18 protein-coding genes are annotated in these 17,283 nt (G+C 60.2%); 8 read left to right on the top strand and 10 right to left on the bottom strand.

Features of this window, described 5'->3' with window-relative positions; translation table 11 throughout:
* Positions 1-29: 29 nt before the first annotated feature.
* The 8 genes from EDF57_RS21955 to EDF57_RS21920 form a co-directional block, all read right to left on the bottom strand.
* Positions 30-458, bottom strand: a complete 429-nt coding sequence (locus tag EDF57_RS21955) for an NUDIX domain-containing protein (protein ID WP_134095826.1) — start codon at positions 456-458, stop codon at positions 30-32.
* 184 nt (positions 459-642) lie between these two features.
* Positions 643-1,491, bottom strand: coding sequence for a galactosyltransferase-related protein (locus tag EDF57_RS21950; protein ID WP_208324931.1), 849 nt, complete (start codon positions 1,489-1,491; stop codon positions 643-645).
* Complete coding sequence (locus tag EDF57_RS21945; protein WP_134095824.1) at positions 1,488-2,075, bottom strand: SAM-dependent methyltransferase; 588 nt, start codon at positions 2,073-2,075, stop codon at positions 1,488-1,490. The genes EDF57_RS21950 and EDF57_RS21945 overlap by 4 nt, the downstream gene beginning before the upstream one ends.
* Entirely contained in the window at positions 2,072-2,752 is a 681-nt protein-coding gene (locus tag EDF57_RS21940) for a PIG-L family deacetylase (RefSeq protein WP_134095823.1), read from the bottom strand. Before EDF57_RS21940 ends, EDF57_RS21945 begins: the two co-directional genes overlap by 4 nt.
* Entirely contained in the window at positions 2,746-3,819 is a 1,074-nt protein-coding gene (locus EDF57_RS21935; protein ID WP_243841224.1) for an acyl-CoA dehydrogenase family protein, read from the bottom strand. Before EDF57_RS21935 ends, EDF57_RS21940 begins: the two co-directional genes overlap by 7 nt.
* Before the next feature lie 53 nt (positions 3,820-3,872).
* Positions 3,873-4,913: a glycosyltransferase gene (locus tag EDF57_RS21930; RefSeq protein WP_134095822.1), complete on the bottom strand. Its 1,041-nt coding sequence runs from the start codon at positions 4,911-4,913 to the stop codon at positions 3,873-3,875.
* Positions 4,910-5,824 carry a glycosyltransferase family A protein gene (locus EDF57_RS21925; RefSeq protein WP_243841223.1) on the bottom strand — a complete coding sequence of 305 codons (915 nt, stop codon included), beginning with the start codon at positions 5,822-5,824 and terminating at the stop codon, positions 4,910-4,912. The genes EDF57_RS21930 and EDF57_RS21925 overlap by 4 nt, the downstream gene beginning before the upstream one ends.
* A gap of 22 nt (positions 5,825-5,846) precedes the next feature.
* Positions 5,847-6,974, bottom strand: coding sequence for a glycosyltransferase family 4 protein (locus EDF57_RS21920; protein ID WP_134095889.1), 1,128 nt, complete (start codon positions 6,972-6,974; stop codon positions 5,847-5,849).
* A gap of 750 nt (positions 6,975-7,724) precedes the next feature.
* Between EDF57_RS21920 and EDF57_RS21915 the strand changes: the two genes are divergently transcribed.
* From EDF57_RS21915 to EDF57_RS21900, 4 genes are all read left to right on the top strand, one after another.
* Entirely contained in the window at positions 7,725-8,300 is a 576-nt protein-coding gene (locus EDF57_RS21915; protein WP_134095888.1) for an SRPBCC family protein, read from the top strand.
* Entirely contained in the window at positions 8,300-9,502 is a 1,203-nt protein-coding gene (locus tag EDF57_RS21910) for a zinc-dependent alcohol dehydrogenase (RefSeq protein WP_134095820.1), read from the top strand. Before EDF57_RS21915 ends, EDF57_RS21910 begins: the two co-directional genes overlap by 1 nt.
* A gap of 177 nt (positions 9,503-9,679) precedes the next feature.
* A complete protein-coding gene (locus EDF57_RS21905; RefSeq protein WP_243841222.1) occupies positions 9,680-10,276 on the top strand; it encodes a PRC-barrel domain containing protein in 597 nt (198 codons plus the stop codon).
* On the top strand, positions 10,273-13,407 hold the full coding sequence (locus tag EDF57_RS21900) for a DEAD/DEAH box helicase (protein WP_134095819.1): 3,135 nt from the start codon (positions 10,273-10,275) through the stop codon (positions 13,405-13,407). Before EDF57_RS21905 ends, EDF57_RS21900 begins: the two co-directional genes overlap by 4 nt.
* A gap of 430 nt (positions 13,408-13,837) precedes the next feature.
* Here EDF57_RS21900 and EDF57_RS21895 read toward each other — a convergent pair whose 3' ends face one another.
* Positions 13,838-14,230, bottom strand: coding sequence for a GFA family protein (locus EDF57_RS21895; protein ID WP_134095818.1), 393 nt, complete (start codon positions 14,228-14,230; stop codon positions 13,838-13,840).
* A gap of 5 nt (positions 14,231-14,235) precedes the next feature.
* Complete coding sequence (locus EDF57_RS21890) at positions 14,236-14,463, bottom strand: DUF3072 domain-containing protein (RefSeq protein ID WP_134095817.1); 228 nt, start codon at positions 14,461-14,463, stop codon at positions 14,236-14,238.
* A gap of 370 nt (positions 14,464-14,833) precedes the next feature.
* On the opposite strand from EDF57_RS21890, the gene EDF57_RS21885 reads away from it, so the two are divergent.
* From EDF57_RS21885 to EDF57_RS26085, 4 genes are all read left to right on the top strand, one after another.
* Positions 14,834-15,976, top strand: coding sequence for a histidine kinase dimerization/phosphoacceptor domain -containing protein (locus EDF57_RS21885; RefSeq protein ID WP_243841221.1), 1,143 nt, complete (start codon positions 14,834-14,836; stop codon positions 15,974-15,976).
* Between the two features lie 8 nt (positions 15,977-15,984).
* Positions 15,985-16,419, top strand: a complete 435-nt coding sequence (locus EDF57_RS21880; RefSeq protein WP_243841220.1) for a response regulator — start codon at positions 15,985-15,987, stop codon at positions 16,417-16,419.
* A gap of 3 nt (positions 16,420-16,422) precedes the next feature.
* A complete protein-coding gene (locus tag EDF57_RS21875) occupies positions 16,423-16,584 on the top strand; it encodes a DUF2256 domain-containing protein (RefSeq protein ID WP_134095815.1) in 162 nt (53 codons plus the stop codon).
* Positions 16,585-16,906: 322 nt separating this feature from the next.
* Entirely contained in the window at positions 16,907-17,044 is a 138-nt protein-coding gene (locus tag EDF57_RS26085) for a hypothetical protein (RefSeq protein ID WP_243841219.1), read from the top strand.
* The last annotated feature ends 239 nt before the right edge of the window (positions 17,045-17,283 follow it).

The raw sequence follows: 17,283 nt of genomic DNA, 5'->3' as shown, positions 1-17,283 counted from the left end.
TCCAGTGCAATAGCAGGAAGATAAAAGGGCTACGTTCGGTCCGCCTGAGAGGGTAACGTTCCAATACCGTCCTCAGTATCCTCGCTGAAACGTTCAAGTACCCATCTCAGCCCCTTATCGTCGACAAGCCCGATAGCCAGATCGAGCGGCACCCACTTGCGTTGTCGATCTTTCCGCTCTGGCCAGTCTTCGACTTCCTGGTTCACTTCCAATGGGTGTATGCTCATTTTTCCCCAACCGGTTTCGATCGATTCCATGAGGGGGCGATCCGCAATCTCGCCAAGTACTCCCGCCTCTTCATAGGCTTCGGCGCGAGCCGCCTCTCCCGGGGACCAGCCCTGATCGACCTTACCCTTGGGCAGTATCCAACGTTTCTTGCCGCGCGAGGTCACCAGCAGGATTTCGAGGGCGCCGGTATCGGTACGGCGAAAGGGTAGAGCCGCAACTTGCGGTGTCATTGGAACCTCTCCTGATCTACGCCATGATAAAAGATGAAAAATGGGATCTCAGCGGAGAACTTGCTGCGACCCTATATGTCTCGCCCGCGGAAATGGTTCTGAAAAATGGCATTTGGACCCGTTCCATTTTTGCCCGGTTGCTTGCGCGTCGAACGTCCCGGTGCCCTTGCTTGCACACCGTCGTTCACCCTCGCCCCGAACGATTGCCTGCTTGTGCTATTTCATCCGGCGTAGGCATACGCCGTAGCGAAATCGCGGTCTCATCCCAGTCGATCAGCCCTTTACTGCGAAACGCCGATAACCAACCCTCCATCGGCCATTGCCCCCATTTCGTGTAAAACGTCAGGGCATTGCGAACTATGTCCTCGATATGCTGCATGGGCGGCTCGAAGGTTTCGTGATGCTGATGGAAGGCGCCTGGATCCCTTGAAAACAGCAGAGGCAAACCGGCATCCCGCGCCCGAAATCCAAAATCGGTATCTTCCGCCCCGTAACCCGTGAAGCGCTCGTCGAAACCACCCAGGTCAAAAAACCGGGCGCGCCGGATTGCGAATACCAGTGACCAAAACAAACCTGCGTTGTCTTCCTGCTTCAGACCTTGGGCAGGGAACTGCCTGACGGGATGTTCCTGGGCGCGGCCAAGAAGATCCATTTCTTCCCAAGCACCCCGGGCATCCAGCGGGCCCAGATAGTGAACGGGCGCGCAGACCAGCACATCCTGATTGCCGAGTATCTGCGCGGCGGCACCGACGAGGCCGGCCATCGGGATGCAATCAACGTCCAGAAACAGGATGTTCTCGCTTCTGGCGGCTCCTGCGGCGGCGTTCCGAGCCGCGGCGAGCGGGAGGCCGGGACCTCCCAATCTAACGATCCTCACGGGAAAATCTGTGCCCCCGATACTCACGGGCGGCTCGCTCGCCATGTCCACCACGACAAGCTCTTCAGGCGGAACCAGGCTTCGGCGCAGGCCCTCTACGAGCTGCGCCAGGTGCCCGGGTCGATCTTTGACGAGGGTCAGTACGCTTAGCGTCATACCGACTTGCGCCAGAGATCGAGTCGATACTTTTCCCGGTCCGCCTCGCCAATCACATTGCCTTCGCCTGCGAGCGTGGAAAGCAGCTTCTCGGCTGCCTCGTCACCGGTTTGGGGATAGTCAGTTTCTCCGGTCCAATGAACCAGCAGAAGATCACCGCCGGGCTCGAGGTGCGAGGCTATCCACGTAGCCGCCAATGCCAGGTCACCGTCATCCCAGTAATAGACCACTTCGGAAAGAACGACCAGTTCGAAGGCATTCTCCGGCGCCTCGCCGGGGAATGCCATTCGCTCAAATTCGACATTCGGCTGCGGCTCCAGCCGCAACTTGGCAGCTTTCAGCGCTTTCACGCTGACGTCCACTGCCAGCAGCTTTTTGCAGTGGGGTGCCAGAAGCTGGGTGAGCACGCCTTTGGCGCAGCCGATCTCGAGGCCTTGCTCGTAAGACCGCCCGCCCAGAGCACGAACGGTCTCGGCAAATTTTGCCTGCTCGTAAGGACTGGTTTCAAGGTCCCACGGGTCGTCAGTGCCCTCGAACATCTGCTCGAAGTAGTCTGCTTCCAGAGAGCGGGAATGCCGGGTCATGGCGATCTCCTGAGGTAGAGTGTGTCAACCGCGGGCATTCTTTGCCGGGCGGGCGGGAGGCGAAAGCCGATGCCCATAGAAGCCGAAAGCTGACTGCGATGCGCCTGCAGCGCGTGGCGGCGCCTGCCGCCTCGCATCGGCTTGGTGGAAAGAGCATGGAAAAGCCCTGGCTCAGCTGACCTCGCCCAGACGAGATATTCGGCGACCCGGAGCCGCCCGGGGGACATCCGCTGAACGGCATAGGCCAACCGTGCCGCTGCCGCATGGTCACAGTGCGGTTCGTGAAGGGCGGTAACCGCGAGGATATCCACGCGCCTGCGGCGGCAAAGGGCGGCTAACTTTCGGGCGCTGCGCAGAAAGGCGCGATTGCCCTCGAGCTCTGGAACCGCATCTTTCCAGCCAAGATGCGAGGGCGCGGGGGAGCGGGTACCGGTAAGACGGAATAGCGCCGTTGCAGCTTCGCGTCTGCGCACTGCAACGAGGTGTCCGGTCCGGCCGGAGAAGCCATCGTGAGATCCCGATCCGTCCGTCAGATAGACCAGTCCAGCAAGTGTCCCGGCTTCAGCGGTCTGCGCGATGAGAGCGCCTGCTCCTAGGGTCTCATCATCGGCATGTGGGGCCAGGACGAGCCAGCGCAGCGGCCGCCATGATCGTTGGAGCAGAGACCCCCTTACCACAAGGCATCTCCTTCACCCCAGGCGTCATGATCGATCCAAACGATTGCCGCCTGGTCCCGGGCATAGTCGGGCCCTGCCTGGCGGAGATAAAGCGCAAGATCGCGGCTGATCTTGTCGATGCGCTCGCCGTCCATGGCGCTCCGCGTCCCAACCAGCCGCGCAGAAAGTTCCATCATTTCAAAAGCCGCGCGCTCGACGATACCCCTGGTCATGCGTGCGAAAGCCGCCGCATCCGGATCGTCGCGCGCAGCGCGCAGCGCCGCCTCGCGAACCCATAAAAAGGCAGAGCGGGTCGCAGCAACGGCATCGCCAAACCTGGCGCGCTGCAATGGGTCGCTCCGGGCGACCTCGGACAAGGCCGCTTGCGTCTCGGTGAGCAGCGCTTCAATGCCGCCTAGCTGCACGGCGGCAAATCTCCAGGCGCCAGCAGTAAAGCGAGGCTCGATATCATATGCGCCGGGATCCCCAAGCAAATCATGGGTATGGAGATCGATGCCGCCCAGATCGTAGAGACCGCTCGTCGTAGCCCTCATTCCGCGCACACGCCACTGCGTTAGGTCAGCGCGCGATGGATCGTCGGCAGCGACGATCACGAGTTGCCGGTCTTTACCGTCCTGCTGCGCGGTTACGAGCGCAAAGTCGAGCCCACCTGCCCCGCTTGCAAATGATTTGAACCCCTTGAGCGTTATCCGTCCATCCTGCTCGCGCTGAATGCTGACACCTGGCGCGGGCTCCGTCGCCCACACTCCGTAAAACGCGCCCCGCTCCAGCTGATGCGCCAGCCCCGCTTTCTGTCCTGGAGAACCATACCAATCGAACAGCGCCATGGCGTTGATGTGACCTTCAAACAGGCGGCCGGCGCTGAGGTCAGCCCGTCCGATGATCCGCAGGACATTCATCAACGCAATATATTTTTCCTCAGCACTCACAAAGACCCAGCCGCCGCTCGCCTCCGGCGCGAAGTCGCTGTGCAAGCCGGCCTGCGCGATGCAGCGCAGGCTCTCGGCTGGGAAAACCGGCGCTGCATCATAGCGTGCACCCAGTTCAGCAAGGCGCGGCGCGATCATGGCTGCGCGTTTCACCGGATTGTCCGGTGCTGCGTTGTCACGTTCCGCGCAATTCATGCGGTGCACTCACGCTGCGCCCGAAACGCGGCCGCCAGCTCCGCCAGCCAGGAAGCGGCGATGAGCGGACCGTTTTCGACATGAAGCGCTCGCCGCGCGCCGGCCTTCAAGGTGAGTGCTTCTGCCAGTAGGCCAGGCCAATGGGCTGCCTCCGGCCAGAGGGACAAGACGCGAGCCGCTCCAGCGGCAGCGAGCCCGCGAGCGGTGGCGACCTGTTCGCCGAAAGGCCGTTCCTGCGGGATGCAGATAAACGGCTTGTCCGCTGCCAGCACTGCGCTGACAAGTCCGTCTCCCGCCGCACCGACAACGATGGAGGCCTCTGCGATCTCGCATTCCGGTCGGTCGGTCCAGCCCGATAGGGTGAGGTTGGAAATAGGCAGGCTGGGCGCTGTAACCGGGCCGATCGCGCGCCATTCCCAATCCGGACAAGCTGCGGCGGCTCGAGCCAGCACATCACCCGCCCCAGGCGAACCGCCCCTCCCGAATACCACAAGGACACGGCCCCTCGCGCTGTTTCGCCTCCGTCCCGGAGCCGTGATACCCGGAAGATAGCGTGTCTTCCTGCGAACCCACTCCGGCGTCGAAGGTAATTCAAGCTGAGCATGGTAAGGTGCCAGCAGCGCCGAGGCACTTCGAAACGCTTCAAGGTGTGCTGGGTCGGTTCGATCACCATTAAGTCGCACATAGACGGTCGGGACCGATGCCAGGCGCGCAAGCAGGGCCACTTCCACCGACACGTCGACAACCATGAGCGCGGGACGCATCTCCGCGATCCAACCGGCGATGCGCGCTGTACGCTCCCGCACTCCGGAATGCCCGATCGGCGCGTAGTGAAACGCGAGAGGCCGACAATCAGTACCGTCTGCGCCGTCGAACTCTATTTCGAGCCGATCGTCAGGCAAGTCGACGCCGGCAGCGCCGATGCCGGTGCCCATCAATGTGACAGGCCATTCGCTGGCGGCTGCAATGGCATCTGCTCGTGCACGGTGCCCGGCGCCGTGATGATGGATATAGTAACCGATCGGGCGGCGGTTCACGGGACGATCTCCAGCTCGATGTCGTTCGGCATCGGCTCCAGCATTGGTTCACGGCGTGCAATCAGACCATCGCCGCCGTCCTGCCTTCGCAATTCCCGCCTCCAGGCTGCGCGCAGGCGCCAGTGATCGAGAGAAGGCGCCATGGGGCGCCGTCCTGATGCGACATTTGCGAACATTCGCTCCATCTCGAGGCTCATTCCCCCCGCGGCCCGGCCATCTCGGCGGGCCGATACGTAAGTGAAGACATCCAAAGGATGAGCCAGCCTGCCGCCAGAGCCGATTGCTGCTGCGACCAGCGCGCGATCTTCGCCGGTCGGGATCGGGGGGACGCCTCCACAAGCGGCGTAGAGGGCGGAACGGATCGCAAGGGAGGCGCCGGTATGGTCGCCATGGCGCGGAGCCGGATCCCAGGGACGCGGATCGATTGCGTCTTCTACCGCGCGCACCGCCTGCCAGTAGCGATCCCAGGCCTGGCGGTAAGCGCGGACGCCCTCTGGCAATGTCTCTTGCGGATCGAGAACGATCCTGCCCCCCACCATGTCGGCGCCTCGTTCGAAAGCGCTCGCTGTTCGCTCGAGCCATTGAGGCGGCGGCCTTGTGTCGGCGTCAGTGCTTACCAGAACTGCATCCGCGCGGCTTGCCAGCGAAAGCCCCTTGTCCATTGCGCGGCGCCGCGCAGTGCCGGCATGCGCGTTGGCTTTCGGGAACATTACTTGCTCTGCATGAATAGCCAGGCGGCCGCGGAAGCGCTTCGCCGCCCTTTCCACGACTACATCGCTATCGTCGTTTGTATTGTTGATCACCAGCGAAACGGGAATGACGCCCGGCCAAGTCTGCGCAGCCAGCGCCGGAAGCAAGGTTTCGAGGCGTCTGGCCTCATTACGCGCCGGAATACAGATGCACAGCTCCAAGCGGCTGGCGCGGTTCGGTCCGTCAGACACCGGGGTGCCCTGCCACGAACGGCAGCACCCCGGGATAGGTGATGCCATCCAGCCTTGCCTCCTCTGTCTGGTTTGCGATTTTCCGGCGATAGAAAGCCTCATAGGCTCCCACCATCCGCCTTGCGTCGCACAGATGTTCGGCACGTGCCCGGCATGCACGCCTTTGCAGAGACAACGCGGCAAGACCTGCGCCTGCCAGAGATAGCACGTCGTCGGGTACAGCAAGCACGCCGCAACTCTCATCGAGGATTTCAGGTATGGCTCCGCGCGCGAAGGCGGCGACCGGAACGCCGCAGGCCAGCGCTTCGGCTACGACCAGCCCGTAGGGTTCATCCCAGGCCGGGGTGCACAGAAATGTCCGGGCGCCGCCTACCAGGACGGCCAGCTCGGCATGGCCGAGATGACCGAGATAACGGGCGGAAGCGCCGAGCATGGGAGCGATCCGCTTTTCATAGTACTCCTGATCAAGGATTGGACCGGCAATACGCAGAGGAAGGCCGATCTTCTCCGCGGCCTCGATCGCAAAGTGCAACCCCTTCTCCGGTACGATACGGCCATACCACACCAGATAACCCCCTGCGTCTGCTTCCGGGCGGAACGCAAACCGTTCAAGGTCGATGCCGTTGAGAATGATCTCCTCTGCATGGGCAACATGGCTCCAAGCTTGGGCGACAGCGTTCGACACCCCGACGAAGCCATGGTTTTTCGCAGAGCAGAGCCGAACTCCGCTCTCCAGCCAGCAGAACGGCGGGGTATGAAGCGTCGTCACCATCGGCATGGGCAGGGAATCGGCGAGCGTCACCGGCAAGTAATGGAGCGAGTTGTTGTGGACGACATCGAAAGAGCTATGCCGAAGCGCGTTCATGAGAGTGAGATAAGCGTGATGTTCCTTGAAGAACGCCACATCCTGCGCCTCGGCCGTCCCGACCTCATCCAGCGCGGTCTCCGAACAGATTGCCTCTAAACCAAGCGCTGCATCGGAACAGGCAGAAGCAAAAACAGTGACGTGGTGACCTCGATCGCGCAGCGAGCGAGCAAGCAGGTGAGTATGCATCTCCAACCCTCCGGCGAAAGGCTCGGCAATAGGATGTTTGAGGTGCGCGATGATGGCGATCCGCAGCGAGGCGGACCTTGTGCTTTTACGATCGGCAAGCTGCCCGCCCCTCTGAGCGGACCGCCGTGCTCTGAAGCCCGGCCGATCAATCTGCGGTCCATGCATCGTCAGCCGCCTTGCCCGCAAGGCGGCTGAATGGGGGGCGCTTGAATGGCGAGCAACGGCGAGCGACAAACCACCATAGCTCCTGTAGAAAGCGTGTAGGAATGACATTGTTCTGCGAGCGGAGGGCACGTCCAAGGCACAGCATTTCTCATCCTGAAAGTCGGGATACCCGCGCGAGCAGCGACACGTCCGCCCGCATAGCCAAGAGCAAAATCCCGACAGGGCTTCCGGTTGCTCGCCCGCTTAGTAAATTAACCTATATCATCACGATTGCTGACCTTGCGTTGCAACAAAAACACTTTTCTGGCCTTACAATTCCTAGGAATCCCCCTTCCATGGAGTGGAACTGCCCGCGTTGATCCTCGAAAAGGCGCCTGACCAGCACGATCTATAAAATCGCTTACATAGAAATATTTGAAACCCGGTGCGCGCGATTATACATTCCGCCGTACATTGTTAATCTATGATAATCCTTACCATCAACGACTTGAGCCCTAAAGGAACGCCATCAGGCATTCGCCGGACAAAGTGTGGCCCTAGTGCGACCAAGGTCAGACCGGCTGCGTGCAGCTGGCGTTCCTGAAGCGTTGATACTCATGAACGGAGCACATTCGCTTGCTGCCGCTGACCTTGAAAATATCGGAGAGAGAAATGGCCACGTGGAAAGACGACGCGCCCCCCGCCACCTCAAAGTCCGCAGAAATACGCCGCGAGGAAGCGCGCGCCCTTGAAGAGAGCAACGGGAAGAAACTTCTCGGGCGCACGGTGACTATCAATCGATCACCCTCCGAGCTTTTCTCCTACTGGCGAGATTTCACCAACTTGCCCTCGTTCATGGAGAACGTGGAGCGCATCGATGTCCTTTCCCCCACCAAATCCCATTGGGTGGTCAAGGCTCCGGCCGAAAACACTGTCGAGTGGGATGCCGTCATCACCGAAGAGCGCGACGGCGAGGTGATAGCCTGGTCATCGGCAGAAGATGCTGACGTTCGCAACAGCGGCCGGATCGAATTTCGGGATGCAGGCGCTCGCGGTACCCTGGTTACCGCGACCATGGTTTACGATCCACCAGCCGGTGTTCTGGGCAAGATCGTCGCCAAGATATTCCAGCGCGAACCGGCAATCCAGGCGCGGCGAGATCTACGGCGCTTCAAACAGCTTATGGAAACTGGCGAGATTGCGACCTCGTCGCGCACCCGCTTACAGCTTGAAGAGGAGAAAGCCTGATGCGCGCGCTCACTTGGCACGGCAAGCATGACGTTCGTGTCGATACCGTCGACGATCCGGAAATCCTCAATCCCCGCGATGCGATAATCAAGGTGACCTCCACCGCAATCTGCGGTTCCGACCTCCACCTCTACGATGGCTACATCCCGACGATGAAGGCCGGAGACATTTTAGGTCATGAATTCATGGGCGAGGTCATCGAGACCGGGCCAGGTTCGACATTGAAAAAGGGCCAGCGGGTCGTGGTCCCCTTCACTATTGCCTGCGGAAGCTGCTACCACTGCGGCAAGCATCAATACTCTGCCTGCGACAATGGCAACCCTGCTGACAATCAGGACATCGGCATGCAGCTGTACGGTCAGCCCATGTCCGGGCTGTTCGGCTACAGCCACCTCACTGGCGGCTATGCCGGCGGCCAGGCGGAATATGTTCGCGTCCCCTTCTCGGACGTGGGCCCGATTGTCATTCCAGAAGAACTGGATGACGACGAAGTCCTGTTCCTTTCCGACATCCTGCCCACCGGTTGGCAGGCCGCAGAAAACGCGCAGATCGAACCTGGCGATACAGTCGCTGTGTGGGGCTGCGGTCCCGTAGGGCTTTTCGCCGTCCAGTCCGCGTTCTTGATGGGCGCCGCACGGGTCATCGCCATCGATCACTTTCCGCGCCGTCTCGAACTTGCGAAGAAGTTCGGCGCCGAAGTCATCAATTTTGAGCAAACACGCACGTACGAGGCTTTGATGGAAATGACGGGCGGCATCGGCCCCGATGCGGTCATCGATGCTGTCGGGCTCGAGGCTCACGGGTTCTTCGTCGACAACGTGATCGATCAGATCAAGGCCTCGACGTTCCTGGGCACTGACCGCATCCACTCGATAAGGCAGGCGATCGTTGCCTGCCGCAAGGGCGGGCGCGTTTCCATGCCTGCGGTATATGGCGGGATTGTCGACAAGTTCCCGCTTGGTGCGTTGATGGAAAAAGGGCTTACACTGAAGACTGGCCAGACGAGCGTGCAGCATTATTTGCCCGGCCTGCTCAATGCGATCGTCGAGCAAAAGATCGATACGACTTTCCTAATCTCGCATCGCATGGCGCTCGAGGACGCCCCTAAGGGTTACAAGATGTTCCATGACAATCAGAACGAGGTAACCAAAGTCGTCCTCAAGCCGGGTTTCGAACAGGGAAAATCGATCCCAGTCACATAGAATGCGAGATCGCAGCCCTTATGACTCTGGCGCAGCTTCGGGCTGAACACCGCACTGAAATGGCGCCGCCTGGAGCCGCGCCGAGCGAGTAGGCGCTGCAAGGATTAGGGGCTGGATGAGGCATTGGACGCGGCAGCACAGCATCATCGCACTCAGGAAATGGTACGGAGCCGCTACTTGGAAGACTTAGCCGCCTGGGTCGACCCGGCAGCCACAATGATTGCTGCCATGATGACGGCGGCGAACCTCGGCGCGCGTATCACCGGTTTGGGGTTTGTTGTCTTGACCGTAGGTTCGCTCGCCTGGTCTGCGGTGGGGCTGTCGACGAGCCAAGCGAACCTGATGGTCACGAATGGCTTTCTGACATTGGTCAACCTCGTGGGAATTTGGCGCTGGTTGAGTAGGCGACGCGCTTATGAAGACGGCGGAAAGTCCGCCACCAGTGCAGGCGAGCGCTCCGCCTATCCGGCCCTGCTTACCGCAAGCGGCATTGCGGAAATGCCGGTGGTGACAAGAGAAGGTGACCCCATCGGAAAGACCGTTCACGCGTTGCTGACCTGCAATGACGCGCGCGTGAGCTACGTTGTCATCGCATCCGATTTCTTGGGCGGTATTGGGGAAGAGCTTCGCACTGTCGGCAAGCGGGAGTTGGCTTTCACCTACGAAAAATTTCAGTTGCGGCAACCGCGAGCTGACTTCGAGCGATTGCCCCAGCTGCGAGACGAGGTCTGGCCATCCTCGACAAATGATCTCGAATTTAAGGACGATTTATGAACGGTGGTTACGGTATCGGAGAAACCGTCCTTTCTCTCGCCGAGCAGCTTCGCAGGGGCGACTTACTCTATCTTGCAGACGATGAACAGGAAGCCGAAGCGTTGGCTGACGCCCTGGCTGCACTCGCGCCTGAGAACCCTGTAATATTCCTGCCCTCAAGTGACACTCTGCCAGGAGACGCGGCGCCGGCATCTCCTGCCAATATCGGTCGGCGTATATCTGCCCTGCGGGAGCTTCGCCGCATCGGACCAGCTGGTTCGCGCCCAAATCTTGCAGCCATCTTGAGCGGAGAGGCCGCCGCACGGCTTTACGCACATCCTTCGGCTTTCGATACCGCCCCGCCCTGTCTGCGCCAAGGAGACCGGATCGATACCGAGAACTTCGCCGCCGAGATGGAAGCGATAGGTTACGTGGAAGACGATCGGGTCGACGAGCCGGGTGAAGTGGCCGTTCGAGGGGAGGTCATCGACATCTTTCCAGCAGATGCCGGTTTTCCTGCGCGCATAGAGGTCACAGGCGGCCGCATTGCCGGAATTCGGCATTACGATCCAGTGACGCAGCTGACCCAAGACCCCTGCGAAACGCTGGAGATAGGACGAGCATGCGAACCGGATGCGAAAAAGGAGGTAACGATACTGACCCATCTGTCACCTGGCCAGATCGCCTTTTCGCCAAATGCCGACAAACGCAGGCAGCGTTTCATCCGCCTCGCCGAAGAAACGGCTGGCAGCAGCAGTGCCAACATTGATGCAGCATCCGAGGAACTTTGGACCAACGAGCTCGAGAATTGGCAATCTGGCGGGCCAGTACCCACGGCAACGGCGCCTGTGCCGCGGTTTGCTCAGCAACGAGCCCCACTGGCCGCACTGAAGCGCTTCGCCTTGCCGCACCTGAACGAGGGCAAGGTGCTGCTATTGGTAGGCGGTGCGCGTGACGTTCGTTTCCTTCGCTCGAAGCTCGCCCGAACATTTGGTGCGGATATCCAGACAATCAACGCATTCGAGGCGTTGCAGGAACTTCAGCCAGGCGGCGTTGCCGCGCTCATTGCCCCGATCGACCGAGGAGCCATGTGCGGTAATGTGTTGATGGTGTCGGCCGCTGATCTGCTCGGCAGCCGCGCAATTATCGGCGATCACGAAAGCACCTTTGCGGCAGGGCCTTTGCTGCGCGGTGTGGATGTCAGGACGGGCGATCTCGTGGTTCACGAGGAACACGGCATTGCCCGTGTCATCGGGTTGGAGCAGGATCCGGGCACTGCAGGCTTGGAAGTCATCGCTCTCGAATATGGCGGCGGCGATCGGCGGCTTGTCCCTGTTCACGAAGCCGGGCGGCTCTGGCGCTACGGCGCCGATAGTGATGCCGTGAAGCTGGACAAACTCGACGGCACCAGCTGGGCCAAGCGCCGCGGCGCAATCGATGAAGCCGTTGCTGAAAGCGCTCGCGAGCTTCTCCGCCTCGCGCACCAGCGAGGCACGCTCAAGGCACCTGCCCTGGATCCCGGCAGCGCGGATTACGAACGTTTCGTCGCTGGTTTCCAATTTAACGAAACCCCCGATCAGACATTGGCCATTCAGGCAGTCCGGGACGATCTCGCCAGCGGCAGGCCAATGGACCGTCTGATCGTCGGCGATGTGGGCTACGGCAAAACCGAAGTCGCGCTGCGTGCTGCCGCCCTCGCGGCGCTCGCGGGGTTTCAGGTCATTCTCGCGGCCCCGACGACCGTGCTGGTTCGCCAGCACCTTGAGACGTTCGAGCAGCGGTTCAAGCCATCGGGTTTGAAAGTGGCCGGACTATCCCGGCTTTCAAGTGCGGCCGAGAAGAAGTCTGTGAAAGCCGGCCTTGCCGACGGTTCCATCCGCATCGTGATCGGCACCGCCGCAGTCATGGCCAAGGATGTTCGCTATGCGAAACTGGGGCTGGTCATTATCGACGAGGAGCAGCGTTTCGGAGCATCCGACAAGACGAAACTTCGTGGGCGGCCTGACATTCACCTCATGGCGATGAGCGCAACGCCGATCCCCAGGACGCTGCACCGCGCGATCATCGGACTTCAGCAAATCTCCGTGATTGCGACGCCCCCTGCCCGCCGGCAGCCGATCCGAACCAGTCTCGCCGGCCCTGACGATGCCATCATCCGGACGGCACTGCTACGCGAGCGCTCGCGCGGCGGGCAGAGCTTCATCGTCGTGCCTCGAATTGAGGATCTTGCGCCGCTCTGCGAACGGCTGGCCCGCATCGTGCCCGATCTGGCGCTGATCACGGCCCACGGGAAGATGCCGGCAGGGGAAATCGACGAAGCAATGGTGCGCTTCGGCAGCGGCTCAGGCGATGTCCTGCTTGCAACCAATATCATCGAGGCGGGTCTCGATGTGCCGCGGGCAAACACCATGGTCATATGGCGGGCAGATCGTTTCGGGCTTGCCCAACTTCATCAACTGCGCGGCCGGGTCGGTCGCGGCAATCGCCGGGGCCAGGTCTTCCTCATAACCGAGAGCGGCGAAATCGCGGACCGGACCATGAAGCGGCTGCGAACGCTTGCAACCTTTAACCAGCTGGGTTCCGGCTTCGAAATAAGCGCGGCCGACCTTGATCAGCGGGGGGCCGGGGATCCGCTCGCGGAGACGCAGGCAGGCCATATGAAGCTAATCGGCGTCGATCTCTACCAGCATTTGTTCGAAGCCGCGTTGAAGGAAGCCAGGAACGAGGATTCCGGTCTGTGGATGCCTGAGCTGAACCTGGGTGACGTCGGCGGCCTGCCTCCGGCCTGGATACCCGATGCAGAAGTTCGGCTCGCGCTCTATGTTCGCCTGGCGAGGCTCGTCGACGCAAATGAAGCCGACGCATTCGAGGCAGAGCTGTGCGACCGGTTTGGCACTCTGCCCGCCGCTGCCGGGCGCCTGATCGAAGCCAAAAAGATCGCTATCTTGGCACGAGAGGTGGGGATCGAGAGGATCGATGCAGGCCCGGCGGCAATCGCATTGACACCTCGAGATCGTAAGCGGCCCCGCCCGAAAACCAGCGAGCTCCTCGCCAAGGGTGACCGCTGGATATTGAAGGAGCGGTTTGAGGCGGGTGAGCGCTTATGGCAAGTTGCCGCACTCCTCGAAAGCCTCGCGCCGATGGCGGATTGACGAGATGCATAACAAATCGATCAGCGCCCTGCCCATTTCGGGCTTGCGGACGATTTGCAAATCGGTTCTCGCCAATCCAAAATTACACCGCTTCAATATCCGGCGGCCGGAAATATCAGCCGATGGATGAATTCCAAGACAAGTATTGACAGAGAGATAATGGAATAAAATCCGCCAATATTGACATCAATAATGAGAGATATATTACTTGTTACCTGCACTAATACGCCACATGCGAAGCGCAAGCCCCGGCAAGAACGCTCATTAACAGCACCGCGCGCGTCCAGGGTGTGGCACAATCAGACAGATGGCGCTAAGCCGAAAAATATTTCGGAAAATGACAGCGCCGGCAATCTTCAAGCATGGACGCTATCTGGCCCGGCCGTAGCCGCGAGTTTTCGCAGCTCGAGGCCGGTGGTTTGACCAGCACTCAGCTATCAAAGCGACCCTTGCTTTCCCGATCGTGCGGATAGCTGTGGGAAAGCGAAATAACAGATAGCCAAACTTCGCGCCGAACCGTCCAGTTTTCGTATGTCGGAGCGAACTGATCCGGTGCATCGAGTGCGCCAAGGTGCACCTCCACCTCGTCGCCGTAGCGCGCGAACACTGAAGATCCGCAACGAGGGCAGAAATGCCGGCCATTGTAGGCCTCGGTGACACCCTGAATTGTTACCGCGTTTTCTGGAAAAATGGCTGCAGCAAAGAACAGGGCACCATGGTGCTTGCGGCAATCGAGGCAGTGGCAGACGCCCACACGGTAGGGCTGCCCACTCGCCCTGAACCGAACGGACTCACAAAGGCATCCACCGCGGACCTCCTCCATCACCATCAATCCCTGCCGAGCTTCGCCTTCAGCGCATCGATGCGCTGAGAGGCTTCGGCCTTGCTCAGGCCGTCGGGCGGCAGATCCTCGTTCGCTTCCTCACACAGGGTCGTGAGATAGGAGGCCTGGGCACCGGTCATCAGGTCATCTCCCGAAACCCAGTCTTCTGGAGCCTTTTGGGTGTTCGAGCCTGGGTGGTCATCGAGCTTGGGATTATGCAGTTCCTCAGCCATGTGCTCGGTCCTTGTTCGTGGTTCGTTCTAAAACGGCCAGGTAGCGCGGTTAGTTCCCGGGCGGCCGTTCGAGCGCAGCACCGTTCTCGAAGGCAGCCTGGGCGCGGGGTGAAACTGGCCGGGTGGTAGCCGAGATCGGGATCTCGGCGCACGACATCGCCTCCCAGTGCATCTGGTTGGCCGACCGGATAGAGTGCGACGCTTCATCGCCTCTCCGCCACCCATAGCCAGCAGCATCAATGGCCGGGGGCGTCCGCGCCGGCAGCTCATCATCCCAAGATGTCTCAATGACCGGAGACCGCAAGGACCCGTACGTGCGACGAGAAGAGAGAGCGGACGGAACTATCCGTTGTCGATGCTGTTTTCCTGAATGCGCGATGCCTTCCGGTCCTCGCTGGAGGTTATCTTGAAGCAAAGCGACGACTGGCATCTCACCGACATTCTCGATTATGAGCATGGCCGTGGCGATCCTTTTGCCGCAGCGGTACGCGCAACGCGCATGCCGATGGTCATCACTGACCCGGCCCAGCACGACAACCCCATCGTATTTTGCAACGTGGCGTTTCAGGAACTGACCGGATACACCCGCGAGGAAATTCTCGGTCGCAACTGCCGTTTTCTGCAAGGCCCCGATACAGATACGGGCTCGATAGCGAAAGTTCGCGAGGCCATCGAGAATGGCCATGACATCGATGTAGATCTGCTCAATTACCGCAAAGATGGTTCGACCTTCTGGAATGCCCTCTACATGTCCCCGGTTCGGGACAAGGCAGGGACGATCCGGTTTTTCTTTGCCTCACAGATGGATGTCACTGATCGGGTTGATGCCCAGCGCCTTATCTCAGAGCAAAAAGATCTCGTCGAACGCGAGGTTGAACGGCGGACCGCCGATCTAAGGGGGGCATTGGAGGCCAAGACGATCCTGCTCCATGAGGTCGATCACCGCGTCAAAAACAACCTGACGATGATCGGATCATTGCTGCGCCTGCAGGTGCGCACGATTGAAGACCCCGAAGTGGCGGCCAAGCTGGATTCCATGTTGGAGCGGGTCGACGCCCTCGCCGTCGTTCACCGGCAGCTTTATCAGTCCGAGGATCTTGGGCGCTTCGATCTTGGTACTTTCGCTCATAACCTTGCAACTGACGTCGTAGGCGCCAGTGGCCGCAGCAATATTGCTCTTGATGTGAAGACACAGTCTCTGTTTGTCGATGCTGCGCATGCTTCCGCGCTCGGCCTGATCCTCAATGAAATATTGACCAATGCCATAAAGCACGCCTTTGCCGATGGCAGAGCTGGGCAGCTTAGTCTTCTGGTAAAGGACGAAGCGGGACGCGGCCTCATCAGGATCTGCGACGACGGGCCAGGCCTGCCATCGACGAAGCGGACCAAAAGCATCGGCACCGCCCTTATCACCCGGCTGGCCCGGCAAGCCCGCGCCGAGGCGAACTGGAGCGATAATGGTCCGGGCACCTGCGTAACCATCACATTTCCTCGCAGCGAGACGGCAGAATGAGTAGCGTAATGAATGTCCTGATCGTCGAAGACGAAATCCTGCTGGCAATGGATATCGAAGCTATTGTGGAGGATAACGGCCATCGGGTGCTGGCCGAAGTAGCCAGTCTCAAGGACGTGGAAGCTCTGCCAGACGATATCGATCCACAGCTTGCTCTGGTCGACATCCATCTGGCCAATGGCTCCAATGGCTTGGATGTCTGCCAAGTAATCCAAAGGCGCTGGCCCGAGGCGTTGATCGTCTTCGTCACGGCTAATGTGGCGAAAATCCCCGAGGATTTTCTGGGTGCACACGGCGTCATAGCCAAGCCCTTCTCCCATGCCGGGGTCGCCAACGCGATCCGCTATCTTGCAAATGGCGTATTCAATCCACCGCCGAGCGTACCGCGGCCAGCAAGCCTTGTTCCGTCTCCCCATTTGGAGCGCCGCTGGGCCCTGGCCTGAGCCGTGGTTCATAAGAAGCCTTTCCTTCCCACCAAGATCTGTGCCGCGTGCGCGCGGCCATTTTCATGGCGCAAGAAGTGGGAGCGAGATTGGGAGAATGTACGGTTCTGTTCGGAACGCTGTCGGCGGTCCGGAGCTGGAAGCGGCGCCGGCTCAAAGGAGTAGGCCAAAGAGGCGGGGCTTACCCGAAATCGAACGATTTGAAGCGCACGTCATTATCAGAGTTCTTGCCGTCGGCATGCGGCAGCCAGTAGTTGCTGTGTGTTTGGGGGCCCAATCTTTGTCGCCGCTATCGCCCGCTGGATGCTGAGCCGGAAAAGGGTGGAATGCAGTGTAGAAACTGACGAAATCCTCGGTCCAGCCTTTAAAGCTGTGATGTTTGCGACAGGCTTGAAGAGCCTGCCGATGATCTATTCCGAATTTATCAAATACGGCGCGGCACGCTTCCAGCCCGGCCCCCGTCAAATGCGATCAAGCGGGACCCGTAGTGATCGCCAAGCTCGCGGCGAAAATGGTCCAGCAGTGTCCAACAGGGTTCACCCATGGCGTTTCGGATGCGGCCGCGCTCGGCATCTTTGGCATCGATCAGACTAAGCGTAATGACCCGGCCGCCTCGGCCTTCTAGAGCTGCAGTTTGCCTGGTCGGCTAGGGCATCGTGAAGAAATTCAAAGGCTAGGCCCTGTGTGCCAGAGGTCTCCTGCGCCTTGGTTTCGAGCGGTAGACGAAGGCCGATAAGGGTGCGGATCAAGCGCCTCTCGGCTCCCTCGATCAAACGCAGCAAACCTCGGTGTATCCTGGATTTTTGCCAATATTGGGTTTTGCGAGATGAAATATATACGCAAAACGCCGCCCGCCCAAGGCCG

It is taken from the genome of Novosphingobium sp. PhB55 (assembly GCF_004368805.1).
Taxonomy (GTDB): Bacteria; Pseudomonadota; Alphaproteobacteria; order Sphingomonadales; family Sphingomonadaceae; genus Novosphingobium.
Note: the sequence above shows the minus strand (reverse complement) of the source record. Positions and strands in the feature narration are given on the sequence as shown.

What these genes read in the sequence shown, in the direction of transcription:
- EDF57_RS21955 (WP_134095826.1), bottom strand. Translation starts at nt 458, where the DNA reads ATGACACCGCAAGTTGCGGCTCTACCCTTTCGCCGTACCGATACCGGC.
- EDF57_RS21950 (WP_208324931.1), bottom strand. Translation starts at nt 1,491, where the DNA reads ATGACGCTAAGCGTACTGACCCTCGTCAAAGATCGACCCGGGCACCTG.
- EDF57_RS21945 (WP_134095824.1), bottom strand. Translation starts at nt 2,075, where the DNA reads ATGACCCGGCATTCCCGCTCTCTGGAAGCAGACTACTTCGAGCAGATG.
- EDF57_RS21935 (WP_243841224.1), bottom strand. Translation starts at nt 3,819, where the DNA reads ATGATCGCGCCGCGCCTTGCTGAACTGGGTGCACGCTATGATGCAGCG.
- EDF57_RS21915 (WP_134095888.1), top strand. Translation starts at nt 7,725, where the DNA reads ATGGCCACGTGGAAAGACGACGCGCCCCCCGCCACCTCAAAGTCCGCA.
- EDF57_RS21910 (WP_134095820.1), top strand. Translation starts at nt 8,300, where the DNA reads ATGCGCGCGCTCACTTGGCACGGCAAGCATGACGTTCGTGTCGATACC.
- EDF57_RS21900 (WP_134095819.1), top strand. Translation starts at nt 10,273, where the DNA reads ATGAACGGTGGTTACGGTATCGGAGAAACCGTCCTTTCTCTCGCCGAG.
- EDF57_RS21895 (WP_134095818.1), bottom strand. Translation starts at nt 14,230, where the DNA reads ATGGAGGAGGTCCGCGGTGGATGCCTTTGTGAGTCCGTTCGGTTCAGG.
- EDF57_RS21890 (WP_134095817.1), bottom strand. Translation starts at nt 14,463, where the DNA reads ATGGCTGAGGAACTGCATAATCCCAAGCTCGATGACCACCCAGGCTCG.
- EDF57_RS21885 (WP_243841221.1), top strand. Translation starts at nt 14,834, where the DNA reads ATGCGCGATGCCTTCCGGTCCTCGCTGGAGGTTATCTTGAAGCAAAGC.
- EDF57_RS21880 (WP_243841220.1), top strand. Translation starts at nt 15,985, where the DNA reads ATGAATGTCCTGATCGTCGAAGACGAAATCCTGCTGGCAATGGATATC.